This is a genomic window from Vibrio sp. 03_296 (genome assembly GCF_002265885.1).
Genome location: NZ_NPKW01000260.1, coordinates 1 through 366 on the forward strand (window position 1 = coordinate 1; position 366 = coordinate 366).

General features: G+C 44.0%; 1 protein-coding gene. It reads right to left on the minus strand.

The genetic code is table 11. From position 1 onward, the window contains the following. Positions 1-191 (minus strand): hypothetical protein (locus CIK04_RS23825; RefSeq protein ID WP_142995002.1); only part of this gene is annotated, 191 nt, incomplete at its 3' end. Positions 192-366: the final 175 nt, after the last annotated feature.

A 366-nucleotide genomic window follows, 5' to 3' on the forward strand; every position in this document is an offset into this window, starting at 1 on the left:
ATGGCTTGCAGGTTATCCGCTTGAATCACGATTTCAGCATTCGCATCATTTTTTTCAGTGTCGACCAAGCATTGATCTGTAGTGGGCATTTCCTGCACACTGTTGTTTAATATCGCTTCAGCTTGAGCGTAGGGGGCAAACAGAGCGGTGGCAATTGAAGCCGCTAAAAATGTCCGGGAGAAATGTTGCATTAAAGGAACTATCCTATGTCACTGCTGCTCGATGGCTCGATGATGGCCATGGTGAAAAAATGATTGCCTTATCATAAAGGAAATCCGTGCTTCCAGCACTATATGACCGTCAATGACGGGAAAATTCATAGATAGAGAACTCACAATGCAGATTTTGGCAAATTCTTGGTGCCTT